This window comes from Streptomyces sp. NBC_00568 (assembly GCF_026341855.1).
In the GTDB taxonomy this organism is placed as follows: domain Bacteria; phylum Actinomycetota; class Actinomycetes; order Streptomycetales; family Streptomycetaceae; genus Streptomyces.
Genome location: NZ_JAPENW010000001.1, coordinates 4,242,486 through 4,268,020 on the forward strand (window position 1 = coordinate 4,242,486; position 25,535 = coordinate 4,268,020).

The window sequence follows — 25,535 nt, forward strand, 5'->3', positions numbered from 1 at the left end:
AGCCCGGTGCTCACAACCCCGCGATCGGGTTCTTCAGCGTGCCGATCAGCTGGAGCGCTCCCGACGGGTCCGTCAGGTCCACCATCTGCCGGTTGTCGCGCAGCTGGAGCCGGTTGAGGCAGGACAGCGCGAACTCGGGCGCGAACATGTCGTACTGCCGGAACTTGTCGTCGAGTTCGGGAGTCGCCTCCTGGTACGCGCGCACCGACTCGGCGACCGTCCGCCAGAAGTCCTCCTCGCCGAGGATGCCCTCGTCCGCCAACTGGGCGGCCAGGAAGCGGAAGAAGCAGTCGAAGACGTCCGTGAAGATGGACAGCAGCTTCGTGTCCTCGGGGACCTCGACCCGGATCCGCTCGACCGCGGGCGGCAGCACCGCCTGCGGGTCCATGACCGCGATCTCCTCGGCGATGTCCTTGTAGACCGCCCGCCGCACCGCGCCGTCCTCGAGGACGAGGATGACGTTCTCGCCGTGCGGCATGTAGACGAGGTCGTACGCGTAGAAGCTGTGCAGGAGCGGGGTGAGGTAGGCGCGCAGATAGTCGCGCAGCCACTCGACCGGCGTCTGCCCCGACCGCTCGATCAGCGCTCCCGCGAACGAGGCGCCCTCGTGGTCGACATGGACGAGGGACGCCATCGTCGCCAGGGTCTCGCCGTCCTGGAGCGAGGGGACCGGGCTCTCGCGCCACAGCGCGGCGAGCATCTTGCGGTACGGGGAGTAGCGGTCGGTGGCCGCCTCGTACTCCAGGTGCCGGTAGCCGACGGCCGCCCGCTCACGGATGATCGACAGACCGGTGGACTTCAGCACCGGGTCGTTCTCGACGAGCTGGGCCAGCCAGTCGTTGATGGCCGGGGTCGCCTCCATGTACGCGGCGGAAAGACCGCGCATGAAGCCCATGTTGAGGACGCTCAGCGCCGTCTTCACATAGTGCTTCTCGGGGCTGCTGCTGTTGAAGAACGTCCGGATGGACTGCTGGGCCAGGTACTCGTCGTCGCCCTCGCCGAGACAGACCAGACGCCGCTCGGCCACCTCGGCGGCGAAGGTCACGGACAGCTTGTTCCACCACTGCCAGGGGTGGACGGGGATGAGCAGGTAGTCCTCGGGGTCGAGGCACTGACCGGTCAGCGTCCGGGCGAACCGCTCGACCGTCTCCGCGCCCAGCTCCTCGCGCACGAAGGACTCGTACTCGATGCCGACGCCGGCCGTGAAGGCGGCCCGCGAGCGGTGCGCGGCCAGCCAGACCAGCCGGACCGGGCTCGCGGTCTCGGGCGCGTAGGCGAGGTACTCGTGCACCCCGAAGCCGAGCCGCCCGTTGTTGGCGACGAAGCAGGGGTGGCCTTCGGTCATGCCGGTCTCGATGGCCTGGAATCCGGCGCCGGCCAGCTCGCGGACCGGGATCTGCGGTTTGGTCAGTTTGAAGCAGGTGCCGGAGAGTGTGGAGGAGATCTCCTCCAGGTAGACCGGCAGGACCTCGTCGCTCAGGCCGAGCGACTTCCTCAGCTCGACGAAGAAGTCCAGCGCGGACAGCGGGAGTTCGTTCCCGTCGCGGTGCCGGGTGATCGACTCGGCGGCCACCTGCCAGTGGTCGAGGGAACGCCGCACGGCGGTGAAGCGGTAGCGCGTCAGCCCGTCGTCGCCGCGGACCTCGTAGCGGCCGTCCGGCAGGCTCTCCGGGGTGATCAGCCGCTCGTGGGCGAACTCGGCGAGCGCCTTGCGGACGAGGAGACGGTTGGCGAGGGCCCAGCGCTCGGGGGAGAGGTGGGCGACGCTGTCGGCGAGGGTCATGCCGCCACCGCCTTCGCGAACTGCTCCCGGGTGCAGAAGCTCAGCAGCGCCTTCTTCTCCGGCTTCTGGATCTCCCGCTCGGGCACGAAGCCGACGGCCTCGTTGAGGGCGTGCACGGCCGTGTTGCTCACATCGGGCTCGACGACCACCCGCTCGGTCGCCGGGTCGGCGAAGAGGTGCTCCATCACCGCGGTGATCACGGCCCGGGTGAAGCCGTGCACGGGGGTGTCGCTCGGCGCGACCAGGAAGTGCATGCCGACGTCGCCGGGTGCCGGCTCGTACAGGCCGACGAGTTCGACGTACCGGGGGTCGTAGCGCTCCATCAGGAAGACGGGCTCACCGTCCAGCAGCCCGAGCAAGGCGTCGTGGTGATCGCTGGCCGCGATGGCCATGTACTCGCGCTCCACGTCGTGCAGTTTCGCCTCCTGCATCATCCAGAAGGCGGCCTTGGGGTGCGTCACCCACCCGTGCAGCGTGGGGGCGTCCTCGACGGGGTCGAGGGGGCGGACGGTGAAGGTGCCGATGGCGGTTGCGGTGGTGGTGGCGGTGGTCATACGGCGAACTCCTGGAACGCGATGGTCTTCTCGACCGGGTAGTACTCGGTGCCGAGCAGCTCGCGGATGATGTACGCGTTGCGGTACGGGCCCATGCCGAGGTCCGGCGAGGTGATCGAGTGGGTGTGGACGCCCGCGTTCTGCAGGAAGATCCCGTGCCCGGTGGTGTCGATGGCGTAGTTGCGGGCCACGTCGAAGTTGCCCTGGTCGTCGTAGCGCAGCCGGTCGCGGACCGGTGCGAGGAACTCGGGCTCGGCGTACCGGTAGCCGGTCGCCAGGATCAGGCCCGCCGAGCTCAGCTCGTAGTCCTTGCCCTGCTCCTGCTGGCGGAGGCCGAGGGTGTAGGTGTCCCCCTCGTGGCGCACCGATTCCAGCGAGGAGTTGGTGAGGAGCCGGGCGGGGACCGGGCCGCCGAGGTTCTTCTGGTAGAGCAGGTCGAAGATCTCGTTGATCAGATCGCCGTCGATGCCCTTGAACAGGCCCTTCTGCTCCGACTGGAGGCGGTAGCGGGTCTGTTCGGGCAGCGCGTGGAAGTAGTCGATGTACTCCGGGGAGGTCATCTCCAGAGTCAGCTTGGTGTATTCGAGCGGGAAGAAGCGCGGCGAGCGGGTCACCCAGTTCAGCCGGTAGCCGTGGACGTCGATCTCGCTCAGCAGGTCGTAGAAGATCTCCGCGGCGGACTGGCCGCTGCCGACCAGCGTGATCGACTCCTTGGCCTGCAGCTCCTGCTTGTGCTGCATGTAGCGGGAGTTGTGGATGAAGTCGCCGCCGAGGTCCGCGCAGGCGTCCGGGATGTGGGGCGAGGTGCCGGTGCCGAGGACCAGGTGCCGGGCGCGGAACAACTCGCCGGCCTCCGTCCGCACGACGTACACCTCGTCCTCGTACGTCACCCGCGCGACCGTCGTGCCGAAGCGCACGCTGCTCAGCTTGTCCGCGGCCCAGCGGCAGTAGTCGTCGTACTCGACCCGCAGCGGGTAGAAGTTCTCGCGGATGTAGAACGAGTAGAGCCGGCCGGATTCCTTCAGGTAGTTGAGGAAGGAGTACGGGGACGTCGGGTCGGCGAGGGTGACCAGGTCCGACATGAACGGGGTCTGGAGGTGCGCGCCCTCCAGGAACATTCCGGAGTGCCACTCGAAGTGCGGCTTCGTCTCCAGGAACACGCCGTCCAGTTCGGCGATCGGCTCGGTCAGGCAGGCGAGGCCGAGGTTGAAGGGCCCGAGCCCGATCCCCACGAAGTCGTAGGTCTTGTTCGTGGATTCAGCAAGCGCGGTCAAGGGACTCTCCCAGGTACTGCTCGGCGTGGCCGGCGATCAGGTCGAGGACGGCGGCGATGTCGTCCGTCGTGGTCTCGGGGTTGAGCAACGTGAACTTCAGGTAGTGGCGTCCGTTGACCTTGGTGCCCGCGACGACGGCGTCACCGGAGGCGAACAGGGCCTTGCGGGCGTACAGGTTGGCGCGGTCGATCTCGGCCGGGTCGGTGACGGCGGCCGGGATGTGGCGGAAGACGAGGGTGGAGAGCGAGGGCTGCACGACGACGTCGAAGCGCGGGTCGGCGGCGAGCAGTTTCCAGCCTTCCGCGGCCAGGTCGCAGACCTCGTCGAAGAGTTCACCGATGCCGTCGGCGCCCATCACGCGCAGCGTCATCCACAGCTTCAGCGCGTCGAAGCGCCGGGTGGTCTGGAGGGACTTGTCGACCTGGTTGGGGATGCGCTCCTCGACCATGCGGCGCGGGTTGAGGTACTCCGCGTGGTAGGTGGCGTGGCGCAGTGTCGAGGCGTCCCGGACCAGCAGGGCCGAGGAACTCACGGGCTGGAAGAAGGACTTGTGGTAGTCGACCGTGACGGAGTCGGCCCGCTCGATACCGTCGATGCGGTTCCGGTTCTTCAGTGAGGTGAGCAGTCCGCAGCCGTAGGCCGCGTCCACGTGCATCCAGGCGCCGAACTGGGAGCACAGTTCCGCGATCTCGGGCAGCGGGTCGATGGAGCCGAAGTCGGTGGTGCCCGCGGTGGCGACGACGGCCATGGGGACGAGGCCGTCCTGCTCGCAGCGCTCCAGCTCACGGGCGAGGGCGACGGTCTGCAGGCGCTTGTCGTGGTCGACGGGGATCGAGACGACAGCGTCGGCGCTCAGGCCGAGGAGTTTGGCCGACTTCTTGACGCTGAAGTGGCTGACCTCGGAGGCGAAGATGCGCAGGTCGGCCAGGTCGTCGGTCTTGGCCTCCTCGCGTGCCAGCAGCAGCGCCTGGAGGTTGGACTGGCTGCCGCCGCTGGTGAACACGCCGTCGGCGGAGGGCCCGAAGCCGATGCGCTCGTTCGTCCAGTCGATGAGCTTGCGCTCGATCAGGGTGCCGCCGGCCGACTGGTCCCAGGTGTCCAGGGAGGAGTTGACGGCGGAGAGGACGGCCTCGCCGAGCACGGCCGGGATGACGACCGGGCAGTTGAGGTGGGCGAGGTAGCGCGGGTGGTGGAAGTAGATCGCGTCCCGGAGGTAGACCTCTTCCAGCTCGTCGAGGACGGCCGTGGTGTCGTGCAGGGGCTGGTCGAGGTCGATGCCGTCGATGCGGGGGGCGAGGTCGTCGACCGTGACACCCGTGAACGGGCGGTCGGTGGTGGCGAGTTTGGCAGCCACCCGCTCGACGCCTTCGATCACGGAGCGGCGGTACCGGTCCGCGGTGGTGTCGTTGAGCAGGTGCGAGCGCATGTGGGGGTCCTCCGTGCGGGGGAGAGTCCGAGCGGGACAGGAGAAAGGGCGGAGTCGCGAGGTTCGACTTAGGTTAGCCTAACCTAAGTGGATCACGCGTTCCGCCCTGCCCCCGCCTTTCGTGACGTACGCCTCGTTCCGGAGTGCCGGAGGGCGTGCGCCGGTCCCGCGAACTACTCGCCCCGCTCCCGCAGTTGCTCCTCGCTCAGCCCCTGCCGCCAGTAGCCCACGAAGGTGACCCGCCTGCGGTCGATGCCGCGCTCGCGCACGAGGTGGCGGCGCAGTTCCTTCACGCAGCCGGACTCGCCCGCGATCCAGGCGTACGGGGCCTCGGCGGGCGGGAGTTGAGCGGCCCGCAGGGCGTCGAGCGCCAGTGGGGCGCTCCCGGTGCCGTGTTCGTCCCGTACGAGCCAGGTGATCTCGGCGTCGGCCGAGGTCGCCAGATCCAGGATGTCGCCGGGGTGATGGACCTCCAGCCAGGCCCGGACGCGCAGGCCCGCCGGGAGCGATTCGAGGATCGCGGAGACCGCCGGGACGGCCGTCTCGTCGCCCCACAGGACGACGAGGTCGGTGTCCGCGGGCGGCCGGAAGCGGATGGCCCGGTTGTCCTCGACGGCCGGGCCGAGCAGCACGACACGGTCCCCGGCCCGCGCTCCGGACGCCCAGCGCGAGGCGGGCCCCGCGGGGGCGGCCGCGCCCGGCTCCATGCCGTGCAGCGCGAAGTCGATGTCGATCTCGTCGGGCTCGCGGCGCAGCGCGCGCAGGGTGTACGAGCGCATCACCGCCCGTACGTCGTCGGGCAGTTCACGCCAGCCCTGCCACCAGCCGTCGCCGAGTTCGACCGGTACGGCCGGCTCGCTCTGGCCGGGGTGCGGCAGGAAGAGGGACAGGGACTGGTCGCGCCCGTCGGAGTGGAACGCGCGCAGATCGGACCCCGCGAAGGTCACCCGGACCAGAGACGGACCGAGCCGCCTCGTCCGTACGACCCGGAGGGAGAAGAAACGGAACGGGGCGGCTACGGCCGTCGTCATAAGTGCTCCTGAGTCATCGTCAGGCGGTCACGGAGGGGGTGTCAGGCGACCTTCTTCGCGTTCTCGATGGCCTCGGCGAGGTTGTCGAGGATCGGGGTGCACTTGTCGTACGACAGGATCGGCTCGGGCGTCCGGGCGATGACCTGGCCGGCCTTGACGGCGGGCAGCTTCTTCCAGGTGGCCTCGGTGATGTCGGCCGGCTGGATGGTCGAGGTGCGGTCGTCCATGATGATGACGTCGGCCGCGTACTTGTCGACGTTCTCCCAGCTCAGGTTCTCGAACCAGCCACCGCTGGCCTTCAGGGCCTTGGCGGAGGGCTCGACGATGTTCACGCCGAGCGCCTTGAAGTACTCCAGGTCGATGGAGAAGTTGGAGCCGGAGACGTAGAAGATGTCCTGGCTCGCGCTGCCGGCGAGGACCTTGATCTCCGGGCGGGCCTTGGCGGCCTTGCGCAGCCGCTCGGCGGCCGTCTCGAACTTCTTCTTCGCCTCGACGATCTTCGCGGACTTCACGTCGGCGCCGAGGGACTCGGCCAGTTCGAGCATCCGCTGCAGGGGCTTGGGCATCTGGATGTCGAAGACGGAGACGCCGACGCTCGGGGCCAGCTTGAGGATCTTGTCCTTGGACTCCTCGGGGACGTACCAGAGGGTGCCCGCGTTGTCGAACATCGTCGAGACCAGGACGTCGGGCGCGAGACCCGCGTACTTCTCGATGTTGAACTGGCCCCACTCGTTGCCGAGGATCGTCAGCTTGCTGATGTCCATGTCGCCGGCCTGGACATCGGCCTTGCCGTCCTTGGTCCTGGTCGGGCCGAACACGCCCTTGACCTCGATGCCGTAGTCGAACAGCGCGGCGGCGACACCGGTGAAGGCGACGATGTTCGCCGGGGCCTTGTCCAGCTTCACCGTCGTGCCGCGGTCGTCCTTGAACGTCCACGGGCCGGACTTCTCGGCGGCCTTCGTCGAGTCCGAGCCACCGTTTTTCGAGGCGTCCTCGTCGCCGCAGGCGGCGAGGACGGCACCGAGGCCGAGGGCGCCGCCCGCGGCGAGGATGCCGCGACGGGTGAGGTGAGTGGCACGGGCGTTGGGCATGAGTGTGGCTGCTTTCGGCACGGGGCGGGGAGCGCCCGCCGGACAAGTTCGAAGGTAGGTTAGCCTAACCTCATCACTTGTCCAGTGGGTGGGGGTGCACCGTGATCGAAATCGCGGACCGCCTCTGGTCTGCGGAGATGCGCCGACGCCGCGGTTCCCGGCTCGGATCCGGAACTGCTGCACCTCAACTCACAAGCCCCTGCTGACCAGTTCGGCGAGGCGACGGCCGGTCGGGCCTCGCCCCCGGTGATCGCCCGGCGGCCCTCGGTCCGGCTGCCGACGGTCTCGCGGATTCCGGCGCGGCATCTGTCGACGGATGCCAGGGACCTCGGGTGGGAGTGGCGTGCCGGACGCGCCGCGGCCACCACCGGGCGGGTGCCCGGCGGTGGCCGCGGTGTTCCGGCTCAGCCCGAAGGGTCAGCCCGTGAGCCCCAACTCCCGGGCGATCAGCATCCGCTGGACCTCGCTCGTGCCCTCGCCGATCTCCAGGATCTTGGAGTCACGCCACATACGGGCGACCGGGTACTCGTTCATGAAGCCGTAGCCGCCGTGGACCTGGGTGGCGTCACGGGCGTTGTCGACGGCGATCGTGGAGGAGTAGAGCTTGGCGATGGCCGCCTCCTTCTTGAAGGGCTCGCCCGCCACGAGACGGGACGCGGCGTCGCGCCAGCCGACGCGGGCCATGTGGGCCTTCATCTCCATGTCGGCGATCTTGAACTGGATCGCCTGGTTGGCGCCGATCGGACGCCCGAACGCGTGCCGCTCCTTGGCGTACTTGACCGACTCGTCGACACAGCCCTGCGCGAGCCCGGTGGCCAGCGCGGCGATGGCGATGCGGCCCTCGTCCAGGATGCGCAGGAACTGCGCGTAGCCGCGGCCCTCCTCGCCGAGCAGGTTGGCCGCCGGGACGCGCACGTCCGAGAAGGACAGCTCACGGGTGTCGGAGGCGTTCCAGCCGACCTTCGAGTACGGGGCGGCGACCGTGAAGCCCGGGGTGCCCGAGGGGACGATGATCGCGGAGATCAGCGGCTTGCCGTCGGGCTTGCGGCCGGTGACCGCGGTGACCGTCACCAGACCGGTGATGTCCGTGCCGGAGTTGGTGATGAAGCACTTGCTGCCGTTGATGACCCACTCGTTCGTCTCGGGGTCGAGGCGGGCCGTCGTACGGGTCGCCCCGGCGTCCGAGCCGCCGTCCGGCTCGGTCAGGCCGAAGGCGCCGAGGATCTCGCCGGAACACAGCCGCGGCAGCCACTCCGCCTTCTGGGCGTCGGTGCCGAAGAGATGGATCGGCATGGCGCCCAGCGAGACGCCCGCCTCCAGGGTGATGGCCACGGAGGAGTCGACCCGGGCCAGCTCCTCCAGGGCGATGCCGAGGGCGAGATAGTCGCCGCCCATGCCGCCGTACTCCTCGGAGAACGGCAGCCCGAACAGGCCCATGCGGCCCATCTCCCGCACGATCTCGTACGGGAATTCGTGCCGCTCGTAGAAGTCGCCGATCTTCGGCGCCACGACGTCATGGGCGAACGCCTCCACCGTACGGCGGAGTTCTTCGAGTTCGGGGGAGAGGCGGTGGTCCAGGGACATGCGGATCACTCCTGGTGGGACTGAGTCGTTTTACCGAGTGCTTTGACGGTGCGGGACGGGCTGGGTCGGCCCAGTTGTCCGGCCATCCACACGCTTGTGGCGGTGAGGCGGCCGAGGTCGACCCCGGTGTCGATACCGAGGCCCTGGAGCATCCATACGAGGTCTTCCGTGGCGAGGTTGCCGGTCGCGGACTTCGCGTACGGGCAGCCGCCGAGGCCGCCCGCGGAGGCGTCGACGGTGCTGACGCCGTGCTGGAGGGCGGCCAGGGTGTTGGAGAGCGCCTGGCCGTAGGTGTCGTGGAAGTGCACGCCGAGCGCGCTGGTGGGCAGGCCCTCCTCGTTCAGCTCGGCGAGCAGGGCCTGCACATGGCCCGGTGTCGCCACGCCGATCGTGTCGCCGAGGCTCAGCTCGTCACAGCCCATGTCCATCAGCGCCTTGCAGACGCGGACGACCTGATGGACCGGGACCGGACCCTCCCAGGGGTCTCCGAAGCACATCGAGATGTAGCCGCGGACCGTGAGGTTCGCGGCCTTGGCGCGGTTCACCACCGGGTCGAACATGGCGAGCGACTCGTCGACCGTCCGGTTGAGATTGGCCTTGGCGAAGGACTCCGTCGCGCTGGCGAAGACGGCCACGTGCCGGGCGCCGAGCGTCAGCGCCCGCTCCAGTCCGCGTTCGTTCGGGACCAGTACCGGGAGCGCCACCGGCAGATCGGCCACCTGCGGGAACAGCTGCTCCGCGTCGGCCAGTTGGGGAACCCACTTGGGGTGGACGAAGCTGGTCGCCTCGATCGTGGTCAGCCCCGAGTCCGCGAGGCGCCGGATGAACTCCGCCTTGACCTCGGTCGGAACGGTCCCCTTCTCGTTCTGCAGCCCGTCACGCGCGCCGACCTCGTAGATCCGCACCCGGGCGGGCAGGTTCTGAACCGGTACAGCCTGGGCCGGTACGGCCATCGGCAGGCCGAGTTCGGACGTGCTCATTCCGTCTCCTCCGCGGGAGTGATGACCGCCAGGATCTGGTCCATGGCGACCGTCGTGCCCGGCGTGACGTCCAGCTCGCTGACCGTTCCGGCGTGCGGCGCGGAGATGACGTGCTCCATCTTCATCGCCTCGACCACCAGCAGGCTCTGCCCGGCGGTCACCTCGTCGCCGACGGCGACCTTCACGACGGTCACCGTGCCCGGCATGGGGGCGGTCAGCGAATCGGCACCCGCGTGGGCGGAGCCGGTGAGCGACGCGGCCACCGGGTCGTGATCGCGCACATGCCAGGCGTCGCCGTCGCGGCCGATCCAGTCGGCGGCGCGGTGGAAGGTGTGGCGCACCCCGTCGAGGGTCACCGCGACCCGGTCGGCGGTGACCGTGTGGGTGCCACGCGGGGTGTACTCCACGGGGTCGGCCACGCGCAGGGAGAAGCCCACCGGCCTGGGTGTGCCGCCGAGCCGCCATCCGCTCGGCACGGAGAACGGGTCGGTCCAGCCCTCGCCCGCCGGAGCCAGCCCGGCGAGCCGGACGGCCGCGGCCGCCTCGTACACCTCCTCCGGCACCTCCGCCGGGACCAGACCGGCCGCCTCGCGCTCGACCAGGCCGGTGTCCAGGTCGCCCGCCACCACGTCCGGGTGGGCGAGCAGACGGCGCAGGAAGCCCGCGTTCGTCTGGACCCCGAGCGTGACCGTGTCGGCGAGAGCGGCCCGCAGTCTGCGCAGCGCCGTCGGGCGGTCGGGGCCGTACGCGATGACCTTGGAGAGCATCGGGTCGTAGAGGCTGCCGACCTCGGTGCCCTCGGACAGGCCGGAGTCGGTGCGCACTCCGTCGCCCTGCGGCTCGCGCAGGGAGAGGACGGTGCCCCCGGAGGGGAGGAAGCCGCGCGACGGGTCCTCGGCGCAGATCCGGGCCTCCACCGCGTGCCCGGTCAGGGTGATGTCCTCCTGCGCGTACGGCAGGCGCTCGCCGGCGGCGACCCGCAGCTGCCACTCGACGAGGTCGAGGCCCGTGACGAGTTCGGTGACCGGGTGCTCCACCTGGAGGCGGGTGTTCATCTCCATGAAGTAGTACGACGACGGGTCGCCGCCGGGGACGATGAACTCCACCGTGCCCGCGCCCCGGTAGCCGCAGGAGCGGGCCGCCTGGACGGCCGCCTCACCCATCGCGGCGCGCGTGGCCGGGTCGAGGAGCACGCTGGGCGCCTCCTCGATGATCTTCTGGTGGCGGCGCTGGAGGGAGCACTCGCGCTCGCCCAGGTGCACGACGTTGCCGTGCCCGTCCGCCAGGACCTGGATCTCGATGTGCCGGGGGCGGTCCACCCAGCGCTCGACGAGGAGGGTGTCGTCGCCGAAGGAGGCACGCGCCTCGCGCCGGGCGGCGGCGATCTCGTCGGCCAGGACCTCGGTGTCCCGCACCAGGCGCATGCCCTTGCCGCCGCCGCCGGCGCTCGGCTTCAGGAGCACCGGCACGCCGATCTCGCGGGCGGCGGCGATCAGTTCGGCGTCCGTCAGACCGCTGCCGGAGGAACCGGGGACGACCGGGACCCCGGCCTTCTTCACCGTCTCCTTGGCGCGGATCTTGTCCCCCATGAGGGAGATCGCCTCCGGGGACGGCCCGATGAAGGCGAGTCCGGCCTCCGCGCAGGCCCGCGCGAACGCGGCGTTCTCGGCGAGGAAGCCGTAGCCCGGGTGCACCGCCTGGGCGCCGGTCCGGGCCGCCGCCTCCAGCAGCCGCTCCACCGACAGATAGCTCTCCGACGCGGGCGCCGGTCCGATCCGTACGGCCGTGTCGGCCTCCCGGACGTGCCGGGCGTCGGCGTCCGCGTCCGAGAAGACGGCCACCGAGCGCACGCCGAGCGCGCGCAGGGTACGGATGACCCGTACGGCGATCTCGCCCCGGTTGGCCACAAGCACCGTGTCAAACATGGGTCCCCTCACATCCGGAAGACGCCGAACTGGGGGTCACCCAGGGGCGCGTTGGCGCAGGCGGTCAAGGCGAGTCCGAGGACCTGCCGGGTCTCCATCGGGTCGATGACTCCGTCGTCCCACAGCCGGGCCGTCGCGTAGTAGGCGTTCCCCTGCCGCTCGTACTGCTGCCGGATCGGCGCCTTGAAGTCCTCTTCGTCCGCGGCGGGCCAGGACTCGCCGCGCGCCTCGATCTGGTCGCGCTTGACGGTCGCGAGGACCGAGGAGGCCTGCTCGCCGCCCATCACGGAGATCTTGGCTCCCGGCCACATCCACAGGAAGCGCGGTGAGTACGCCCGGCCGCACATCGAGTAGTTGCCCGCGCCGTACGAGCCGCCGATCACGACGGTCAGCTTCGGCACGCGGGTGCAGGCGACGGCCGTCACCATCTTCGCGCCGTGCTTGGCGATGCCGCCTGCCTCGTACTGGCGGCCCACCATGAACCCGGAGATGTTCTGGAGGAACACCAGCGGGATGCCGCGCTGGTCGCACAGCTCGATGAAGTGGGCGCCCTTCTGGGCCGACTCGGAGAACAGGATGCCGTTGTTGGCGACGATCCCGACCGGGTGTCCGTGGATCCGCGCGAAGCCGGTGACCAGGGTCTGCCCGAACTCGGCCTTGAACTCGGCGAAGCGCGAACCGTCGACCACGCGCGCGATGACCTCGCGCACGTCGTAGGGGGTGCGGGAGTCGACCGGGACCGCGCCGTACAGCCCGTACGGGTCGACCTTGGGCTCGGCCGACGGCTCCACGGACCACGGGAGCGCCCCGCGCGCGGGGAGGGTGGCCGCGATGTTCCGGACGATCCGCAGCGCGTGCGCGTCGTCCTCCGCGAGATGGTCGGTGACACCCGACACGCGCGCGTGGACCTCGCCACCGCCCAGCTCCTCGGCCGTGACGACCTCGCCGGTGGCTGCCTTCACCAGCGGCGGACCGCCGAGGAAGATCGTGCCCTGGCCGCGCACGATCACGGCCTCGTCGCTCATCGCCGGGACGTAGGCGCCGCCCGCCGTGCAGGAGCCGAGGACGGCCGCGATCTGCGGGATCCCGGCGCCGGACATCCGCGCCTGGTTGTAGAAGATCCGCCCGAAGTGCTCGCGGTCGGGGAACACCTCGTCCTGCATGGGCAGGAAGGCGCCTCCGGAGTCGACGAGATAGATACAGGGCAGGCGGTTCTCCAGCGCGACCTCCTGGGCGCGCAGGTGCTTCTTCACCGTCATCGGGTAGTAGGTGCCGCCCTTGACGGTGGCGTCGTTGGCGACGACCACGCACTCGCGCCCGCTGACCCGGCCGATCCCGGCGATGACGCCGGCGGCCGGGGCCGCTCCGTCGTACATCCCGTCGGCGGCGAGCGGCGCCAGCTCCAGGAACGGGGAGCCGGGGTCGAGGAGGGTGTCCACACGGTCACGGGGCAGCAGCTTTCCGCGCGCGGTGTGCCGCGCGCGTGCCTTCTCGCCGCCGCCGAGCCGCGCCGCGGCCAGCTTCTGGCGCAGCTCCTCGCTCAGCGCACGGTGTGCCGCCTCGTTGGCCCTCCAGGCCTCCGACGCGGGATCTGCCGCGCTCGTCAGCTCCGGTGCCTCTTGCATCCTGCGGTCCCCTCACCAGTGGTCGACCAGTTAATGAGCGTTAACGCATTTCCTTCAGGTTAACGACCGCTAACCTCCCTGTCTAGAATTGTTTTCATGGCCACCAGAACCGACGCCCCCACCCGCCGTGAGCAGATCCTCAAGGAAGCCGCCCGGCTCTTCGCCGAGCGCGGCTTCCACGGTGTGGGAGTGGATGAGATAGGAGCGGCGGTCGGCATCAGCGGCCCCGGGCTCTACCGGCACTTCGCCGGCAAGGACGCGATGCTCGCCGAGCTGCTGGTGGGGATCAGCGGGCAGCTGCTCACGGGCGGCAAGCGCAGGGTGGCGGAGGCCGGCGGAGGCGCGGAGGCCCTCCTCGACTCGCTCATCGAGGGGCACATCGACTTCGCGCTCGACGACCGCCCCCTGATCACCCTGCACGACCGCGAGCTGGACCGCCTCCGGGACAGTGACCGCAAGCTCGTGCGGCAGCTCCAGCGGCAGTACGTCGAGCTGTGGGTGGAGGTGGTCCGTGAGGTGTACCCGGAGCTGACGGAGCCGGCCGCCCGGTCGGCCGTGCACTCGGTCTTCGGCCTGCTGAACTCGACCCCTCACCTGGGGCGGCCGGGCGCGCTCCCGGGGCGCGCGGGGACCGCCGAGCTGCTGCACCGGATGGCGCGGGGGGCCTTCGGTGCGGCGGCCGTGGCTCCCGGGGCGGCAGTCGTGGCCCCTGAGACTCCCGTGGTTCCCGGGGTGGCAGTCGTGACCCCTGAGGCTCCCGCGGCTCCCGGGGCGTGACGAGCGTCTCGGGGGGCGACCTCTGGACGGCGCTCGTGACCGGCGGGTAACCTCGTATCTGAGCAAGCGCTTAGAAATGACCCAGGCAATCAGGCGGAGGTGGCGGCGGTGCGCCGTACTGTGTTCAACGAGGACCACGAGGCGTTCCGGGAGACCCTGCGCGCCTTCATCGAGGCCGAGGTCGTCCCGGTCTACGACGAGTGGTTCGCGGCCGGCCAGGCGCCGCGCGACTTCTACTACAAGCTCGCCGAGCTCGGCGTCTTCGGCATCCGCGTCGACGAGGAGTTCGGCGGCGCCGGCATCGACTCGTACAAGTTCGAAGCCGTGATGTACGAGGAGACCTCGCGCGCGGGTGTCCAGTTCGGCGGCTCCGGTGTGCACGTGCTGCTCGGCCTGCCCTACATCAAGTCGCTCGCCACCGACGAGCAGAAGAAGCGCTTCCTGCCGAAGTTCGTCAGCGGCGAGGAGATGTGGGCCCTCGCGATGACCGAGCCGGGCACCGGCTCCGACCTCGCGGGCATGAAGACCACCGCCAAGCTCTCCGAGGACGGCACGCACTACGTCCTCAACGGCTCCAAGACCTTCATCACCGGTGGCGTCCACGCCGACCGCGTGATCGTCTGCGCCCGCACCTCCGCGCCCACCGCCGAGGACCGCCGCTTCGGCATCTCCCTCTTCGCCGTGGACACCAAGGCCGAGGGCTACTCCATCGGCCGCAAGCTGGACAAGCTCGGCCTGAAGACCTCCGACACCGCCGAGCTGGCGTTCGTCGACGTGAAGGTGCCCGTCGAGGACCTGCTCGGCGAGGAGAACAAGGGCTTCTACTACCTCGGCCACAACCTCGCCTCCGAGCGCTGGGGCATCGCCTTCGGCGCCTACGCGCAGGCCAAGGCCGCCGTCCGGTTCGCCAAGGAGTACGTCCAGGAGCGCACCGTCTTCGGCAAGACCGTCGCGTCCTTCCAGAACACCAAGTTCGAGCTGGCCGCCTGCCAGGCCGAGGTGGACGCGGCCGAGGCCGTCGCCGACCGCGCCCTGGAGGCCCTCGACGCCGGTGAGCTGACCCCGGCCGAGGCCGCCAGCGCCAAGCTGTTCTGCACCGAGGTCGCGCACCGCGTCATCGACCGCTGCCTCCAGCTGCACGGCGGCTACGGCTTCATGAACGAGTACCCGATCGCCCGCCTGTACGCGGACAACCGTGTCAACCGCATCTACGGCGGTACCAGCGAGATCATGAAGACGATCATCGCCAAGGACATGGGCCTGTAAGGTCCGCGAAAAGACTGCACGGTACAACTGCCCCATGAGTGAGGCACTTGAGTCTCTCCTCGATCTGCTCGACATCGAGCGGATCGAGGAGAACATCTTCCGCGGTCAGTCCCGGTCCGCCGTCGTTCCGCGCGTCTTCGGCGGACAGGTGGCGGCGCAGGCACTGGTCGCCGCCGGGCGCACGGTCCCCGAGGACCGGCTCGCCCACTCCCTGCACGCGTACTTCTTGCGGATCGGTGACCCCGGAGCACCCATCGTGTACTCCGTGGACCGCATCCGCGACGGCCGCTCCTTCACCACCCGCCGGGTGGTCGCGGTCCAGCACGGACAGCCGATCTTCCATCTCTCCGCGTCCTTCCAGACGTACGAGGAGGGCATGGAGCACCAGGCCCCGATGCCGCCCGCGCCCGACCCGGAGACCCTGCCCACGGCCGCCGAACTGCTTCCCCGGTACGCCGAGGTCCTCTCCGACCCCGTCGTCGTGGAACGCATCCTGGAGGCCCGCGAGTCCGTCGACCTGCGCTATGTCGACGCGCCGCCGTACGGCACCGTCGGCGAGGTCCGCGAGCCGCGCTCCCAGGTGTGGTTCCGCACCAACGGCAAGCTCGCGGACGACCCCCTGCTGCACGTCGTCCTCGCGACGTACGTCTCGGACATGACGCTCCTCGACTCCATCCTGCTCGCCCACGGGCGCGGCGGCTGGGTGACCGGCGACGTCGTCGGGGCCTCGCTCGACCACGCGATGTGGTTCCACCGCCCGTTCCGCGCCGACGAATGGCTGCTCTACGACCAGGAGTCGCCGTCGGCCTCGGGCGGCCGCGGCCTCGGCCAGGCCCGGATCTACACCCAGGACGGCAGGCTGGCCATCTCGGTGATCCAGGAAGGTGTGGTCCGCGTCCCGCGGTAGACGGCCTTCCTCGGTAAGACTGAGGCATGACCGACACAGCGCAGGACGGCGGCGGCGAGAGCGTCTTCACGGTGATCGTCGCCGCCGTCGCCAATCTCGGGATCGCCCTCGCCAAGGCGGTCGCCGGTGTCATCAGCGGATCCAGCGCCATGCTGTCGGAGGCCGCCCACTCCGTCGCCGACACCGTCACGGAGCTGCTCCTGCTCACCGCGCTCAAACGCAGCGAGAAACCGGCCGACGAGGACCATCCGCTGGGCTACGGCCCCGAGCGCTACATCTGGGCCCTGCTCGCGGCCGTCGCCACCTTCGTCGGCGGCGCCGTCTTCTCGATCTACGACGGCATCCACACCCTGGTGGCGGGCGAGGAGCTCGGCGACCCGCTCGTGTCGTACATCGTGCTGGCCGTCGCCTTCGTCCTGGAGGGCTTCTCCCTGCGGACGGGGCTGCGGCAGGCACGCGGCGAGGCCGCCCGCGTCGACGCCTCCTTCAAGACCTACCTCCGGCGCACGCCCGACACCGCCGTGAAGGCCGTCGTCATGGAGGACTCGGCGGCCCTGGTCGGACTGGTCCTCGCGGCGGGCGGCCTGCTCGGCGGACAGCTCACCGGATCGGGCGTCTGGGACGGCGTCGCCTCGCTGCTCATCGGGCTCCTGCTGCTCTACGTCGCCTGGGTGCTGGGCCGTTCCAACGCGGAGCTGCTGATCGGACGGCCGCTGCCCAAGCCGATGCGGGAGCGGATCAGGGCGGAGCTGCTGGCGCTGGAGCACGTGGAGGCCGTACTGGAGCTGATCACGCTCATGCAGGGACCGCGCGAGGCGCTCATCGCCGCCAAGGTCGACTTCCGGGACGCCTCGACCGCGGCCCAGATCGAGTGGGCCTGCGAACAGGCCGAGGACCGGCTCCGGGCGGTGTTCCCCTCGGTGAGCAGGGTGTATCTGGACCCGACGCCTGGGTACGCCCAGCGGCGGTCCGAGGGGCTGAACCCCTGGCCGTGAAAGGCGGTTGAGGCGGTCCGGCGGTGCGGGTTGGATGGCGGTCATGACCCATACGGAAGAGTCGTGGAGCCGGCGCGGGACACGCGTCCGGGAAGTTTTCCTGGAGACCGCGGGCACCGTTGTCGGGCTGCTCGCCGAACCCGCCGTCGCCGCCGCCTGGGAAAAGCCCAGCGCGCTGCGGGACTTCAGTGTCCAGGGGCTGGCGGGGCACACCGTCTGGCCGGAACTCGCCCTGCCGGACCTGCTGGCGCGGCCGGTTCCGGTGGAACCGGTGGTGTCGCTGCGGGAGTACTACCTGGAGCGGGTGACCTGGCTCGACGCCGGTGTCGACGGCGCGGTCAGCGTCCGTATCCGGCGCGGCGGAGAGGCCACGGCGGCGGGCGGCCACGAGGTGCTCGTGGAACGGGCCCGGGAGGCCGTCGAACGGCTGCGGACCGAGCTGCACCGGACCCCCGCCGTACGGCCCGTCAGAATGCCGTCCTGGGGCGACTGGTCCCTCAACCTCGACGACTTCCTGATCACCCGGCTGATGGAACTCGTCGTGCACGCGGACGACTTGGCGTACAGCGTGGGCCTGCCGGCACCGGACTTCCCCGAGCGGGTGACCGCGCCGGTGGTCGACCTGCTCGCCCGCCTCGCGGTCCGGCGGCACGGGCCGCTCCAGGTGATCCGGGGACTCGCACGCGCCGAACGCGCCCCCGGATCGATCGCCGGGATCTAGGACCTGTCCGGTCGATCACGGAGGAGACGCGGGGTGTGGCACGCCCTCCCCCAAGCTCTTCGAGCAGGGGGGACCGCCAGCGGCGTTGTCGTCGGTCGACGACGCTCCGCGTCGCCTCCCTCCTCCGCCTTGCAGCTGCACGCACCCAACCCGCTCACCGGCACCGACCAGCCGCCGTCGGTGTCCTCCACCGTGATCGACCGGACAGGTCCTGGGCGACGCCGGGGCTCAGGCCAGGCCCGCCGCGTCGAGCAGGTACGCCGTCATCGGGTCGTAGTGGCGCGGGCTGAGGACGTGGTCGTCGAGCGGGACCACGACCTGGAGCGTGCCCTCCGACTCGGCGAGGAAGAGGGCCGGGTCGTTGCAGTCGGCGTAGCCGACGGAGTCCAGACCGTGCCGGCCCGCGTAACCGGCCCAGCCGTGGTCGGCCACGACCAGATCGGGCAGCGCGCGCCCCTCGCGCTCCAGGCCGGTGAGGATCGCGCGCATCGGCTCGCCCGAGTGCGTGTGCCACAGGGTGGCACCGTGCTCCAGGACCGCCACGTCCGCGAACTGCATGACATAGCCCTCGTCCGTCTGCAGCCCGTCCGGGATCACCACGATCTCGCAGCCGGCGGCGCGCAGGGCGGCGGCCGTGGCACGGTGCACGTCCAGCAGACCGCCGGGGTGGCCGGTCGCGAACAGCACCCGCTGCCGGTCCTCGGCCGCCTTGCGCAGCCGGGCCGCGAGGCGGTCCAGCGCGTCCACGGTCAACTCGGGGTCGATGGTGTCCTGGCCGTACCGGTACTCCGGGTCGTCGTTGACGCCGACCCGCTCCGCCATCACCGCGAGCACGTCCTGCTCGTCGGTCCAGCGGTCGCCGAGTTCCAGGCCGAGCCACCAGTTGCGCTCGCCGTTCGCCAGCTTGCGGTAGTGGGAGAGGTTGTTCTCGCGGGGCGTGGCGACATCGCCCGCGATACGGGTCTTCACGAGATGGTCGACAAGTTCGGCGCGGCTGGGAGTCCCGGGTATCGGCATACGCCCATTGTGCCGGTGCGTTCCCGCCGAGGGCGCGGCTGTCCCGCTCGCTGGGATGTGCGTCACTCGGGTGTGCGGGACCCGGGGCGCGGCGGCGACGGCCGACGGGCGGTCGGCTCCGTGCCTGCCCCGCGCGGTCCGGCGGTCTCCGGCGGCACGGAGGCCGGGACCGGCACGTCGTCGCGGCGCCGGATCCCGGGTCTTTGGCTCAGTCGTCCCTGAGCGCGAACCACAACTCCATCCGTACGTCGGGGTCGTCGAGGTCCGTGCCCAGCAACGCCGCACAACGGGCGATGCGTTGGCGGACGGTGTTGCGGTGGACCGAGAGGGCCACCGCGGTGCGGTCCCAACTGCCGTGCAGGGAGAGCCAGGTGCGGAGGGTCTCGGTGAGGGCCGGGGTCCCGGCGACGGGAGCGAGGAGGGCGTGGGCGTGAGCCTCGGCGTCCTCCGAGGGGACGAGGTCCGCCAGCGCGGGCCGGTCGCCGTGGCGGACCAGGGGTGCCCGGGTCGCGCGGGCGCGGGCCAGCGCGCGGGCCGCCTGGGTGTCGGCGGCCGCCCACGCGTGCGGGCCCGCGGGCGCGCTGACCCCGCAGGTCCAGCCCGGCTGCGGGGTGGGCTCGCGGTCGCCGGGGACGAGGACGCGGACGACGTCGCCGCTCACGTCGACCAGCGCGGAGCCCAGCGCGGCCGCCAGCGCGGACGCGGTGACGGCGTCCGGGGCGGGGCCGTCCCCGGCGGGGCGCGCGTGCACGACCACCCACCGCTCGCCGCCGAGAAGCGGTGCCACCGCTTCCGGCGCGGCCCCGAGCAGCAGCCGCACCAGGGCCGCCGACCGCGCGGCCCCGCTCCGGCTCTGGTGCTCCCCGGTGAGGAGGGAGAGCAGCACGGACGCGACGGAGGCGATCGTGTGGTCGCCGGGGTCGCGGCGCGGCGCGGCGACCCCGAGGACGAAGCCCTGGCCGCTGCCGAGGGCGTAGGCCGCGAGGTGGACGCCGCCCACGGTGTCGGTGGCGGAGGCGGGCGTGGGGCCCTCGGCGGCCCCGGGCCGCACGACACCGGCCAGCTCGGCGAGCACCTCCTCGGGAGGCGCGGGGACGGGGGGTGCGTCGAGGGGGGTACCGGCCGAGGTCGCTCCGGCCGAGGGCACCTCGAGGGAGGGTGTGCCGGGCGAGGGCGCCCCGGGCGAGGGCGCTCGGACCGAAGGAGCTCCGGGCGACGGTGTGCCGGGCGAGGGCGCTCCGACCGAAGGTGCTCCGGGCGAGGGCGCTCCGGGCGAGGGCGCTCCGGGCGAAGACGCTCCGGGCGAAGGTGCTCCGACCGAAGGCGCTCCGACCGAAGGCGCCCCGACCGAAGGCGCTCCGGGCGACGGTGTGCCGGGGGCGGGCGCCTCGGTCCGAGGCGCCGGGCCCGGGACGGTCCCGGACGCGGGTGTCCTGTCCGCGGGTCCCGCGAACGAGGGCGCTGATCCTGTCGGGTGCGCCGGGTGTGCCGGGTCCGTAGGGCTGCCGAGGTGCGCCGGGTGGGCCCGGGGCGCCGGCCGTGCCGTCTTCGGCCCGCCGGACGGCGGGATCCTTCCGGCCTGGGCCAGTTCCGTGCCCTCCGGGCCGTACAGCACGGCCCAGCCCCCCACCCGCCGGGCCAGCTGCCGGAGCACCGCCGGTACCGGATCGGGGCGGGCCGCGGCCGCCGCCAGGCTCTGCTGGGCCTCGGTCACCCGGCGGAGTTCGGCCAGCCGGGCCTGGGCCATGAGCTGCCACACCGCGCGGGCGACCCCGGAGAACGTCGTCTGGGGCGGGACCTCCAGGAGGGGCAGCCCGTACGTGTCGCAGGCCGCGACGAGGGCGCGGGGGACCGTGTCGTGGACCGGGGCCAGACCGAATCCCAGCGCCGCGCCGCCCGCCGCGACGATGCGGGAGACATAGCCGTCGAAGTAGTCCGCCGAGCTCTCGGCCTCGTTCGGGCCGGGGGTGTCCCCGTCGGAGCGGGCCGCCTCGGGCACGTGGACCCCCGCCGTCAGCAGCAGCTCACCGCCCAGCAGATAGGGATAGAGGTCGGCCATCTCCGACGTGTGCGCCCAGTGGATCACCGTGTCGGGCTCCGCCGGCCCGGCGATCAGGCGCAGGGCCAGGTCCTCGCGGGCGAGCAGCGCCGACAGCGGCACCGGAGGCGTCGGTGGTACGGCCGGTGCGGACGGTGACTGTGGGTCCGGCACGATGGACGATCCCTCCATCCCGTTCGGATCGAATGGATGAAACGTACACTTCGCAGTCGCTTTCCGGCCACCTAGTGTCGGTCCCGACCGGCAGCCGTGGGTACGGGCGGATGTCCCCGCGATCAGTTGCCGGCTCGTCCCCCACATCCCCGCACGACACGCCACAGAGCACCCCGAGGAGACCCATGGCCGTCGACTACGCAGTCATCGTCGTCTATCTGGCCGGCATGCTGGCCATGGGCTGGTGGGGCATGCGCCGCGCCAAGTCCAAGAGCGAGTTCCTCGTCGCGGGACGCAGGCTCGGGCCCGTCATGTACTCCGGCACCATGGCCGCCATCGTTCTCGGCGGCGCCTCCACCATCGGCGGTGTCGGCCTCGGCTACCAGTACGGGCTCTCCGGAGCCTGGATGGTGTTCACCATCGGCCTCGGCCTGCTGGCGCTCAGTGTCTTCTTCTCCGCCCGCATCGCCCGCCTGAAGGTCTACACCGTCTCCGAGATGCTCGACCTGCGCTACGGCGGCCGGGCCGGTGTCATCTCCGGTGTCGTCATGTGGGCGTACACCCTGATGCTGGCGGTCACCTCGACCATCGCGTACGCCACGATCTTCGACGTCCTGTTCGACATGAACCGCACGCTCGCGATCGTCCTCGGCGGTTCCATCGTCGTCGCGTACTCGACGCTCGGCGGCATGTGGTCGATCACCCTCACCGACATGGTGCAGTTCGTGGTCAAGACCGTCGGCGTGCTGCTCCTGCTCCTGCCCATAGCGGTCGTCAAGGCCGGCGGGTTCAGCGAGATGAAGGCCAAGCTGCCCACCGAGTACTTCGACCCGCTGGGCATCGGCGGCGAGACGATCTTCACCTACGTGCTGATCTATACGTTCGGCATGCTGATCGGGCAGGACATCTGGCAGCGCGTGTTCACCGCGCGCGGCGACAGGACCGCCAAGTGGGGCGGCACGGTCGCCGGTACCTACTGCCTGGTCTACGCCGTGGCCGGCGCCGTCATCGGCACCGCGGCCAAGGTCATGTACCCGAAGCTGCCCAGCGCCGACACCGCCTTCGCGACCATCGTCAAGGACGAACTCCCGGTCGGCGTGCGGGGACTGGTGCTCGCCGCGGCCCTCGCCGCTGTGATGTCCACCTCCTCCGGCGCCCTGATCGCCTGCGCCACCGTCGCCAACAACGACATCTGGTCCCGGCTGCGCGGCGCCGTGAAGCGCGACGCCGAGGACCACGACGAGGTCAAGGGCAACCGCGTCTTCATCCTCGTCATGGGCATCGCCGTGATCTGCACGGCGATCGCGCTGAACAACGTCGTCGAGGCGCTGACCGTCGCCTACAACCTGCTCGTCGCCGGCCTGCTCGTCCCGATCCTCGGCGGTCTGCTGTGGAAGCGCGGCACGGTGCACGGCGCGCTGGCCTCCGTCGTCGTCGGCGGTGTCGCCGTCATCGGCCTGATGGCCTCGTACGGCATCCTCGCGAACGAGCCGGTCTACTACGGACTGCTCCTCTCGCTGGCCGCGTACGTGATCGTCTCGCTGGCCACGCCGGCGACCGACGCCGCGGTGCTGGCCGCCTGGCGGGAGCGGCTCGCGGGCCGCGTCGCCGAACCCATGTCCGAGCCGGTCCCGGTTCACCAGTAGAGTCGTAGTACTTGTACTTAGTTGTACATACGCGACGAAGCGTAGGAAAGAAGGCAATACCCCATGAGCAGCAACGAGACGCCCCGCGGACCCGTCGACTCGTCCCGCATCCCGCGGTACGCCGGTCCCGCGACCTTCGCCCGGCTGCCGCGCCTCGACGAGGTCGGCACCACCGACGTCGCCGTGGTCGGCGTGCCGTTCGACTCCGGTGTCTCGTACCGGCCGGGCGCCCGCTTCGGCGGCAACGCGATCCGCGAGGCGTCCCGGCTGCTGCGCCCCTACAACCCGGCGCAGGACGCCTCCCCGTTCGCCCTCGCGCAGGTCGCGGACGCCGGTGACATCGCGGCGAACCCGTTCAACATCAACGAGGCCGTGGAGACGGTGGAGGCCGCCGCCGACGAGCTGCTCGGCACCGGCGCCCGCCTGATGACCCTGGGCGGCGACCACACCATCGCGCTGCCCCTGCTCCGCTCCGTCGCCAAGAAGCACGGCCCGGTCGCGCTGCTCCACTTCGACGCGCACCTCGACACCTGGGACACGTACTTCGGCGCCGAGTACACGCACGGCACCCCGTTCCGCCGCGCCGTCGAGGAGGGCATCCTCGACACCTCCGCGCTCTCCCACGTCGGCATCCGCGGCCCGCTGTACGGCAAGCAGGACCTCACCGACGACGAGAAGATGGGCTTCGGCATCGTCACCTCGGCGGACGTCTACCGCCGAGGCGCCGACGAGGTCGCCGACCAGCTGCGCCAGCGCATCGGCGACCGCCCGCTGTACATCTCCATCGACATCGACTGCCTCGACCCGGCGCACGCGCCCGGCACCGGCACCCCGGAGGCGGGCGGCATGACCTCCCGCGAACTCCTGGAGATCCTGCGCGGCCTCTCGTCCTGCAACCTCGTCTCCGCCGACGTGGTCGAGGTCGCCCCGGCGTACGACCACGCCGAGATCACCGCGGTGGCGGCGTCCCACACCGCCTACGAACTGACCACCATCATGTCCCGCCAGATCGCGGAGGCCCGAAGCAAGTGACCCACGACCACGACCTGGTGCTCCGTCCGTCGGCGGCACAGACGGAGGCCGCGCTCAACCCGCCCCCCGGCCGCAACGGCGGAGACCTGGTCGTGGAGACCCTCTCCGGTCTCGGTGCGACGACCGTCTTCGGGCTGCCGGGCCAGCACGCGCTCGGCATGTTCGACGCGCTGCGCCGCTCCTCGCTTCAGTACGTCGGGCTGCGCGTCGAGAACAACGCCGGGTTCGCGGCGGACGCCTACGGCCGGATCACCGGTGAGGCCGCGCCGCTGCTGCTCTCCACCGGCCCCGGGGCGCTGACCTCGCTCGCCGCGCTCCAGGAGGCGCGCGCCGCCTCGGCGCCCGTCCTCGCCATCAGCAGCCAGATCCCGACCGCCGGCCTCGGCGGCGGCCGCCACGGCTATCTGCACGAACTCCCCGACCAGCAGGCCTCGTTCCGGGGCGTGGTCAAGTCGGTCCACACGGTCCGTACGCAGTCCCAGATCCCCTCCGCGATCGCGGCGGCCTGGGAGTCGGCGCTGACCGCCCCGCACGGCCCGGTCTGGGTGGAGATCCCGCAGGACGTCCTCCTCGACGAGACGAGCCTGCCGGTGGTCACGGCGATGGACGCGACCCCCGAGGACGTGGTCCCGCGCCCCGAACTGACGGCGCTGGCAGCTCACTTGCTGTCCTCTGCCGAACGCCCCGCGATCATCGCGGGCGGCGGTGTCGTCCGGTCGGACGCGTCCGGCAAGCTGCGCGCGCTCGCCGAGAAGCTGAACGCGCCGGTCGTCACCACCTTCGGGGGCAAGGGCGCCTTCCCCTGGGAGCACCCGCTCTCCCTCCAGTCCTGGCTGGAGGACCGGTACACGACCGACTTCCTGGAGGACGCGGACGTCCTGCTGGTGGTGGGCTCGGGCCTCGGTGAACTCTCCTCGAACTACCACACGTTCAAGCCCCGGGGCCGGGTCGTCCAGATCGAGGCCGACCTCGGCAAGCTGGAGTCCAACCACCCGGCGCTGGGCATCCACGCGGACGCCCGCCTCGCGCTGTCCGCGCTCCTGGAGACGGTGGAGGAACGCCCCGACCCGTCGGCGGCGGACCGCGTGACCTCGGTGCTCGCCCGGGTCGCGGACCGTATCGCCGGCCAGGAACTCACCCTGGAACAGGACGTGCTGGCGTCCGTGCGCCGCGCCCTGCCGGCCACGTCGCCGTCCTTCTGGGACATGACGATCCTGGCGTACTGGGCCTGGTCGGCCTTCGACCCGCGCGGCGCCAACACCATGCACTCCGCGCAGGGCGCCGGCGGCCTCGGCTACGGCTTCCCGGCGGCGCTGGGCGCGGCGGCGGCCGACCCCTCCCGCCCGGTCCTCGCGGTCTCCGGCGACGGCGGCGCGCTGTATTCCATCGCGGAACTGGCCACGGCGAAGCAGTGCGACCTCCCGGTCACCTGGCTCATCGTGGACGACGGCGGATACGGCATCCTCCGCGAGTACATGAACGGCGCCTTCGGCCGGGCGACCGCCACGGAGCTGTCCCGCCCGGACTACGTGGCCCTCGCCGAGTCGTTCGGCGTGCCGGGCGTTCTCACGAGCCCCGAGACGCTGGAGGAGGACCTGGCCAAGGCCCTGGCCGCCCCCGGCCCCTCGGTGGTCGTCCTCCCGGCGGTGCTGCGGATGTTCGCCCCGACCCACCTGGACTGACCGGGCG

The 25,535-nt window shown here is 71.1% G+C and carries 19 protein-coding genes and 1 pseudogene; 8 read left to right on the forward strand and 12 right to left on the reverse strand.

Going from position 1 to position 25,535, the window contains the following annotated elements:
* Nucleotides 1-10: 10 nt before the first annotated feature.
* The 10 genes from OOK38_RS18530 to OOK38_RS18575 form a co-directional block, all read right to left on the reverse strand.
* Nucleotides 11-1,783 (reverse strand): IucA/IucC family siderophore biosynthesis protein, encoded by a 1,773-nt coding sequence (locus tag OOK38_RS18530; protein WP_266759046.1) that lies wholly within the window; start codon nucleotides 1,781-1,783, stop codon nucleotides 11-13.
* Nucleotides 1,780-2,337, reverse strand: coding sequence for a GNAT family N-acetyltransferase (locus OOK38_RS18535; RefSeq protein WP_266759044.1), 558 nt, complete (start codon nucleotides 2,335-2,337; stop codon nucleotides 1,780-1,782). The genes OOK38_RS18530 and OOK38_RS18535 overlap by 4 nt, the downstream gene beginning before the upstream one ends.
* On the reverse strand, nucleotides 2,334-3,611 hold the full coding sequence (locus OOK38_RS18540; protein ID WP_266759042.1) for a lysine N(6)-hydroxylase/L-ornithine N(5)-oxygenase family protein: 1,278 nt from the start codon (nucleotides 3,609-3,611) through the stop codon (nucleotides 2,334-2,336). Before OOK38_RS18540 ends, OOK38_RS18535 begins: the two co-directional genes overlap by 4 nt.
* Nucleotides 3,595-5,037, reverse strand: a complete 1,443-nt coding sequence (gene desA / locus OOK38_RS18545) for a lysine decarboxylase DesA (protein WP_266759040.1) — start codon at nucleotides 5,035-5,037, stop codon at nucleotides 3,595-3,597. The genes OOK38_RS18540 and desA overlap by 17 nt, the downstream gene beginning before the upstream one ends.
* 173 nt (nucleotides 5,038-5,210) lie before the next feature.
* Complete coding sequence (locus OOK38_RS18550; RefSeq protein ID WP_266759038.1) at nucleotides 5,211-6,068, reverse strand: siderophore-interacting protein; 858 nt, start codon at nucleotides 6,066-6,068, stop codon at nucleotides 5,211-5,213.
* A gap of 41 nt (nucleotides 6,069-6,109) precedes the next feature.
* Nucleotides 6,110-7,159: an ABC transporter substrate-binding protein gene (locus tag OOK38_RS18555; protein ID WP_266759036.1), complete on the reverse strand. Its 1,050-nt coding sequence runs from the start codon at nucleotides 7,157-7,159 to the stop codon at nucleotides 6,110-6,112.
* 417 nt (nucleotides 7,160-7,576) lie between these two features.
* Nucleotides 7,577-8,737 carry an acyl-CoA dehydrogenase family protein gene (locus OOK38_RS18560; RefSeq protein WP_266765698.1) on the reverse strand — a complete coding sequence of 387 codons (1,161 nt, stop codon included), beginning with the start codon at nucleotides 8,735-8,737 and terminating at the stop codon, nucleotides 7,577-7,579.
* A gap of 11 nt (nucleotides 8,738-8,748) precedes the next feature.
* The gene (locus tag OOK38_RS18565; protein ID WP_266759034.1) at nucleotides 8,749-9,723 is read right to left on the reverse strand and encodes a hydroxymethylglutaryl-CoA lyase; all 975 of its coding nucleotides are present in this window, start codon (nucleotides 9,721-9,723) and stop codon (nucleotides 8,749-8,751) included.
* Nucleotides 9,720-11,648, reverse strand: coding sequence for an acetyl-CoA carboxylase biotin carboxylase subunit (locus tag OOK38_RS18570; protein WP_266759033.1), 1,929 nt, complete (start codon nucleotides 11,646-11,648; stop codon nucleotides 9,720-9,722). The genes OOK38_RS18565 and OOK38_RS18570 overlap by 4 nt, the downstream gene beginning before the upstream one ends.
* A gap of 8 nt (nucleotides 11,649-11,656) precedes the next feature.
* A complete protein-coding gene (locus tag OOK38_RS18575) occupies nucleotides 11,657-13,273 on the reverse strand; it encodes a carboxyl transferase domain-containing protein (protein WP_266759031.1) in 1,617 nt (538 codons plus the stop codon).
* Between the two features lie 96 nt (nucleotides 13,274-13,369).
* Between OOK38_RS18575 and OOK38_RS18580 the strand changes: the two are divergent.
* The 5 genes and pseudogenes from OOK38_RS18580 to OOK38_RS18600 all read left to right on the forward strand — a co-directional run.
* Nucleotides 13,370-13,954, forward strand: a pseudogene (locus tag OOK38_RS18580) (TetR/AcrR family transcriptional regulator); the annotation flags it as partial.
* 204 nt (nucleotides 13,955-14,158) lie between these two features.
* Complete coding sequence (locus tag OOK38_RS18585) at nucleotides 14,159-15,316, forward strand: acyl-CoA dehydrogenase family protein (protein ID WP_266759029.1); 1,158 nt, start codon at nucleotides 14,159-14,161, stop codon at nucleotides 15,314-15,316.
* Between the two features lie 34 nt (nucleotides 15,317-15,350).
* On the forward strand, nucleotides 15,351-16,223 hold the full coding sequence (gene tesB, locus OOK38_RS18590) for an acyl-CoA thioesterase II (protein WP_266759027.1): 873 nt from the start codon (nucleotides 15,351-15,353) through the stop codon (nucleotides 16,221-16,223).
* Between the two features lie 26 nt (nucleotides 16,224-16,249).
* On the forward strand, nucleotides 16,250-17,218 hold the full coding sequence (locus OOK38_RS18595) for a cation diffusion facilitator family transporter (protein WP_266759025.1): 969 nt from the start codon (nucleotides 16,250-16,252) through the stop codon (nucleotides 17,216-17,218).
* A gap of 43 nt (nucleotides 17,219-17,261) precedes the next feature.
* Complete coding sequence (locus OOK38_RS18600; protein ID WP_266759023.1) at nucleotides 17,262-17,939, forward strand: maleylpyruvate isomerase N-terminal domain-containing protein; 678 nt, start codon at nucleotides 17,262-17,264, stop codon at nucleotides 17,937-17,939.
* Between the two features lie 228 nt (nucleotides 17,940-18,167).
* On the opposite strand, the gene OOK38_RS18605 is transcribed toward OOK38_RS18600, so the two are convergent.
* Together OOK38_RS18605 and OOK38_RS18610 are read right to left on the reverse strand one after the other, a co-directional pair.
* Nucleotides 18,168-18,956, reverse strand: a complete 789-nt coding sequence (locus OOK38_RS18605) for a phosphatase (RefSeq protein ID WP_266759021.1) — start codon at nucleotides 18,954-18,956, stop codon at nucleotides 18,168-18,170.
* Nucleotides 18,957-19,164: 208 nt separating this feature from the next.
* On the reverse strand, nucleotides 19,165-21,186 hold the full coding sequence (locus OOK38_RS18610) for a helix-turn-helix domain-containing protein (protein ID WP_266759019.1): 2,022 nt from the start codon (nucleotides 21,184-21,186) through the stop codon (nucleotides 19,165-19,167).
* A gap of 167 nt (nucleotides 21,187-21,353) precedes the next feature.
* On the opposite strand from OOK38_RS18610, the gene OOK38_RS18615 reads away from it, so the two are divergent.
* The 3 genes from OOK38_RS18615 to OOK38_RS18625 all read left to right on the forward strand — a co-directional run bounded on the left by OOK38_RS18615 (nucleotide 21,354) and on the right by OOK38_RS18625 (nucleotide 25,528).
* Nucleotides 21,354-22,814: a sodium:solute symporter gene (locus OOK38_RS18615; RefSeq protein ID WP_266759017.1), complete on the forward strand. Its 1,461-nt coding sequence runs from the start codon at nucleotides 21,354-21,356 to the stop codon at nucleotides 22,812-22,814.
* A 63-nt stretch (nucleotides 22,815-22,877) separates the two neighbouring features.
* Nucleotides 22,878-23,846: an agmatinase gene (gene speB, locus OOK38_RS18620; protein ID WP_266759015.1), complete on the forward strand. Its 969-nt coding sequence runs from the start codon at nucleotides 22,878-22,880 to the stop codon at nucleotides 23,844-23,846.
* Nucleotides 23,843-25,528: a thiamine pyrophosphate-binding protein gene (locus OOK38_RS18625; RefSeq protein WP_266759013.1), complete on the forward strand. Its 1,686-nt coding sequence runs from the start codon at nucleotides 23,843-23,845 to the stop codon at nucleotides 25,526-25,528. The genes speB and OOK38_RS18625 overlap by 4 nt, the downstream gene beginning before the upstream one ends.
* The last annotated feature ends 7 nt before the right edge of the window (nucleotides 25,529-25,535 follow it).